We start from the raw sequence: 4213 nt of genomic DNA, 5'->3' as shown, positions 1-4213 counted from the left end.
TGATTGCACGAACCTCTCCAACCATTTGGGATGTCCTCATTGCTATTGCTGGTGGGATTGCTGGTGTGATCGGTTCAAGGAAAAAAGAAGCAAACAATATCGTGCCAGGAGTAGCCATTGCTACAGCTCTGATGCCGCCTATCTGTACTGCTGGCTATGGTTTAGCTAATGGGAATGTACGATTTTTATTGGGGGCTCTCTATCTTTTCTTGATCAACTGTGTCTTTATCATGCTAGCCAACATTGTTGGAACAAGAATTTTGATGAGAAAATCTCCTTTAACTTCATTTAAAGAGCTGAGCATTAAAATGAGAATTGGCTTGATATCTTTGATTGTATTGTTGATTCTTCCAGCTAGCTATTCGGCAGTTACTCTGACAATAGAACAAGCGCGCAAAGAAGGGATCAAACAGTTTGTAGGAAAAGAGTTCGCCAATTATACGGTTATTAATCAAGTCTACAAGTCAAGTAACAATGAATTGGTCTTGACGGTTGTTGGAGATCCGATTTCAGAAGAAGAATTAGAAACACTCCACCAAAAACAAGCCTCTTACGGTATTCAATCTGTTCAATTGAAAGTGAATCAAGTTCAGAACTCGCCAACATTAGATAGTGAAGCGACCAAGGAATTTTATGAAAACATTGACAAGTATATTGATCAAAAACTCTCTGAAAAAGATTCACAAAACGATCTCGTAAAAGAAAATGAAGCAGACAAGGATTGAGGACAATGAACTGAATCGGTTTTTACGCCGTGTTTTTCTTGTATCTTCCTCTTTCTTACTTATAGCAGGTTGTTTTTGCTTGAATAAGAAATAAATTAGAAGTTCTATCATCTAAGAAAAATGATGAACAAAAAATCATTTAACTAATGGTGTGAACGTTTAGTGTTTATCAGCTCCATTCTCTGTAATTTTGGGGGTAAAATCCACACCATTCGGATAAAATTAGTTGAATTTGATTGGAAAAAAGCTTTTATAAAAGCGGAGAAAAGTCTTGATATTACGCTGTTTTTAGTCCAACTGAAATTCATACTTTCCAAACCAGGCTTGAAGAAAGCTCGTAAAGCATCACAATTTAGTAAACGTTAAAACTTATTTAAACTTATTGAAAGCATTTCGTATCAAAAATACGGGATGCTTTTCTGTTTGGCTTAATGTTACAAATTAGCAATTATGTTATAATAAGTAATATGGTTGCATGCAAAAAATGGTGGATAATCAATTAGATCGGAGGCGACTAATGAGAAATAAGGTTACTAAAATAATTGCTATTGTAATAATTCTTATATTTGGAGGAACATATATGTATAATAAGCTGACTAAACCAAATCTTGGCCCCCAAACAGCCAAACTCTATCAGCATGGCTTTCGTTTGCTAGAAGAGCAACTAGGAACTTATATAAAAGAATATTACTCAGGGGTTGAAAAGATTGAATTTTCTCCAATCTACGTTACTGAGGAAGGGTCAACTTTCTCCAATGTCTATATTCGTCCAACTATTTATGATAACCATGGAAATAAAGCCACTCTTGGTACTGAAGTTAAAAATGTAATTTCAAGTGACATTGGTATCGTCTCACATATAATAGTTGATTTTGATGGAGATGGGAATGAAGTTATAGAATTAAAGGACTCAAATGGGAAATTTATTGATGTTTCCAATGAACAACACTTACCTAATGAAGTTAAACTGACTAGACAGCCTTTTATCGATGGAAATATCGAATTATTAGTTGAGGATGGTCAATTAAAAGGAGTTATGAAGAATGGTAAAGGGAGTCCGACTGCAGAAATTGTTTATAATATTAACTTGAGTAAAGGAGACTAATGATATGACTTTGTCTGATGAAGAAGTACAGAACTTACAGTTGGGGCTAAAAAGTAAAGTCAGAGAAAAGCCTGGTAAGATAATCCGTTATTATATAAACGAAGAGGAAAGATATTTCCAAATCGTTAACAGTATGGATGCCACTACTCAAGCAATTGCCTTTGTCCCTGTTGATGATCAAAAAGGTAATAATCCTAATTATCAGGAAACAACGATAGTTGTGGCGGGGACTCAGATTCCTTTTGAGCATTTAAAGTATTTTGATGAGCAAGGTTATTTTTGGAAAAAAGATTTCGATATTACGTTTTCTTTTTCAAATGCCATAGATTCTACAGTATTTGGCTTGACGGCTCAGGCAAAGGATATTGATAAATTTTACTTAGATACACAACAGAAGATTAAATCCAAAGATAAAAATGGTGTGATCTCTAACATGTCTGGGCATAGTCAAGCAGGACCTGGCGTAGCTTATACAGCTTCAAAGTATGGACTTAAAGAGAATCGGACTATTAAAGTTACAAATTTTATGGATTTCGCAGCTAAAAAAGCTGTAGATACAGGTGGTATTTCAAAGGAACAGGTAGCCTATCTTAATAAGAACGCTACGATCTATAGAGATAGTAGAAGGGACGTTGTTAATCTTGATGGTAATGGTGGTGCTGTTCCCTATGGTAAAACAATGATGTTTGAAGTCGTTGGAGACGAAGATGGACATTCACCTAGGACACCACATATGAAGGGTAATACTTTAGACATTGACTGGTATTATAAGCATAACCGTTTTGCTTCTGGCATGACAGAAAAACAAGTCCGAAAGATTGCAGAATATAAAACGAAAAAAATACTTGATTATTATAAAATAAAAGGTAATTATAATTTACCAGAGTATTACGTCAAAAAGTATCTAGATAATTACGGTCCTTTCGCTCCTGAACCAACTAAACAAGATTTGATTTCTTTAAATATCAAACAAATCAAAGAATTAAAGGATTCCTTGAAGACTAGTTCTGGTAGTAAAAAAATTAGTTTAAGAGAAGAATTGGTCCGAGTAAGTGCGGAAACCACGAAACTTCAAGCTGAAGTTTACGAGGAAAAAATTAAATCAAAAATTGAGTCTGAAAAGGAAAAAGTTTCTCAAAAAATTTCATCCCTTAAAACTGAAGCGTATAGTATTGCTCGTCACTTACCATCTAGCGAAGTAGAGGTTCTATTATCTGAACTAAGTTTAGATATTGCATGGAACAGTGTAAAAGAGTCAAACACTACCTCTGCGGCAAGCGATTATAAGAATAAAATGTCTCAAATTTCAGATAACCTAAATAAGGTTGCTGATAGAATTATTGAGAGTGATCAAATAGGTGCCAAGATTTTTAGCAATTAAAAGGAGTTAATGAATGATTGAACCGAATACTGAAGATCGATTAGAAGCAGAGCGCATAAAAATTGAATATATGAAAGTTCAAGAACGATTGGCAATCCAGGCCTTAGTTTCAACAACAAGAGCTGTCCTAACGGCAGAAGAAGCTATCTTACAAACATGGTTGGACTATCAGGCGTTTAAGATGCAGAATTTTTCCACTTTTCAAGTACCTGCTTCCCTAGAAGGAGGATTAACGGGGGATGCTGCTGATGCCATTAACAAAATTTTAACCGAAGTACCTAAACCGGATCTGTCCAGTCCAATACTTTAGGAGAATTCATGAATATCAATGATAAAATTAGTAAAGTCGAGAGTGATCATCAAGTTTTTAGAAGGAAAGTAGCAGAATATGAATTAGATTATCAAGATATGAAGCGAGATGCAAAAAGACTATCTGAGGATTTGACCGATCTTATCATCTCCTATTGTCATAACCATCATCAAGAACTTCCGATGCTTGAATTGTGGCAATTAGAAGAAAATAGAGATAACTTTGAAAAGAGAATTTCTAGGTTCGAGTCTAGATTAAACCAAACATATCAGGAAGAAAATCAACTTTACAATAAAAGCATGGAATCTCTTGAAAAAGAAAAGAAGAAGGTTTAACTCCTATCACTATTTATAATACTTTGAAATATTGCTTTCTCCAATTGTCTGAAAATTTGTGTAAATCCAAATTGAAAATAAACCAATTTTTGATAGCAATTCCTTTTATTATAAATACGTCAACTCGTTGTAAAGGTTGTTTGATCAAGATCTTTTGGAAAATCCAGATGTTGTTTTTTTCTCTACTTATTTTTCTAAAACTGGGAAAATCTGATATAATAAGCTTTATGGTGTGTTATATTAATACTTACAGAACTAAACTATTCCCCTATTTAAAAAATATTGATTCAGATTTTATGAAATTAAAAAGTAGATATTGTTCAGAAAAGCCTTGATAATACGCTGTTTTTAGTCCAA

General features: G+C 33.9%; 5 protein-coding genes. All 5 read left to right on the top strand.

Features of this window, described 5'->3' with window-relative positions; all coding sequences use genetic code 11:
* The coding region (locus HMPREF2704_RS04295) for a DUF389 domain-containing protein (RefSeq protein WP_070845770.1) at nt 1-725 on the top strand (725 nt) is incomplete at its 5' end.
* A 517-nt stretch (nt 726-1242) separates the two neighbouring features.
* A complete protein-coding gene (locus tag HMPREF2704_RS04285) occupies nt 1243-1830 on the top strand; it encodes a hypothetical protein (protein ID WP_024055282.1) in 588 nt (195 codons plus the stop codon).
* A 4-nt stretch (nt 1831-1834) separates the two neighbouring features.
* Nucleotides 1835-3211, top strand: coding sequence for a hypothetical protein (locus HMPREF2704_RS04280; RefSeq protein ID WP_070845768.1), 1377 nt, complete (start codon nt 1835-1837; stop codon nt 3209-3211).
* Between the two features lie 13 nt (nt 3212-3224).
* Nucleotides 3225-3521 carry a hypothetical protein gene (locus HMPREF2704_RS04275; RefSeq protein ID WP_024055284.1) on the top strand — a complete coding sequence of 99 codons (297 nt, stop codon included), beginning with the start codon at nt 3225-3227 and terminating at the stop codon, nt 3519-3521.
* An 8-nt stretch (nt 3522-3529) separates the two neighbouring features.
* Complete coding sequence (locus HMPREF2704_RS04270) at nt 3530-3856, top strand: hypothetical protein (protein ID WP_024055285.1); 327 nt, start codon at nt 3530-3532, stop codon at nt 3854-3856.
* Nucleotides 3857-4213: the final 357 nt, after the last annotated feature.

Origin of the sequence: Streptococcus sp. HMSC076C09, assembly GCF_001837905.1 — a bacterium.
GTDB lineage: Bacteria > Bacillota > Bacilli > Lactobacillales > Streptococcaceae > Streptococcus > Streptococcus parasanguinis_I.
The sequence above is the reverse complement of the archived record's forward strand: the minus strand, read 5'-3'. Positions and strand labels throughout refer to the sequence as shown.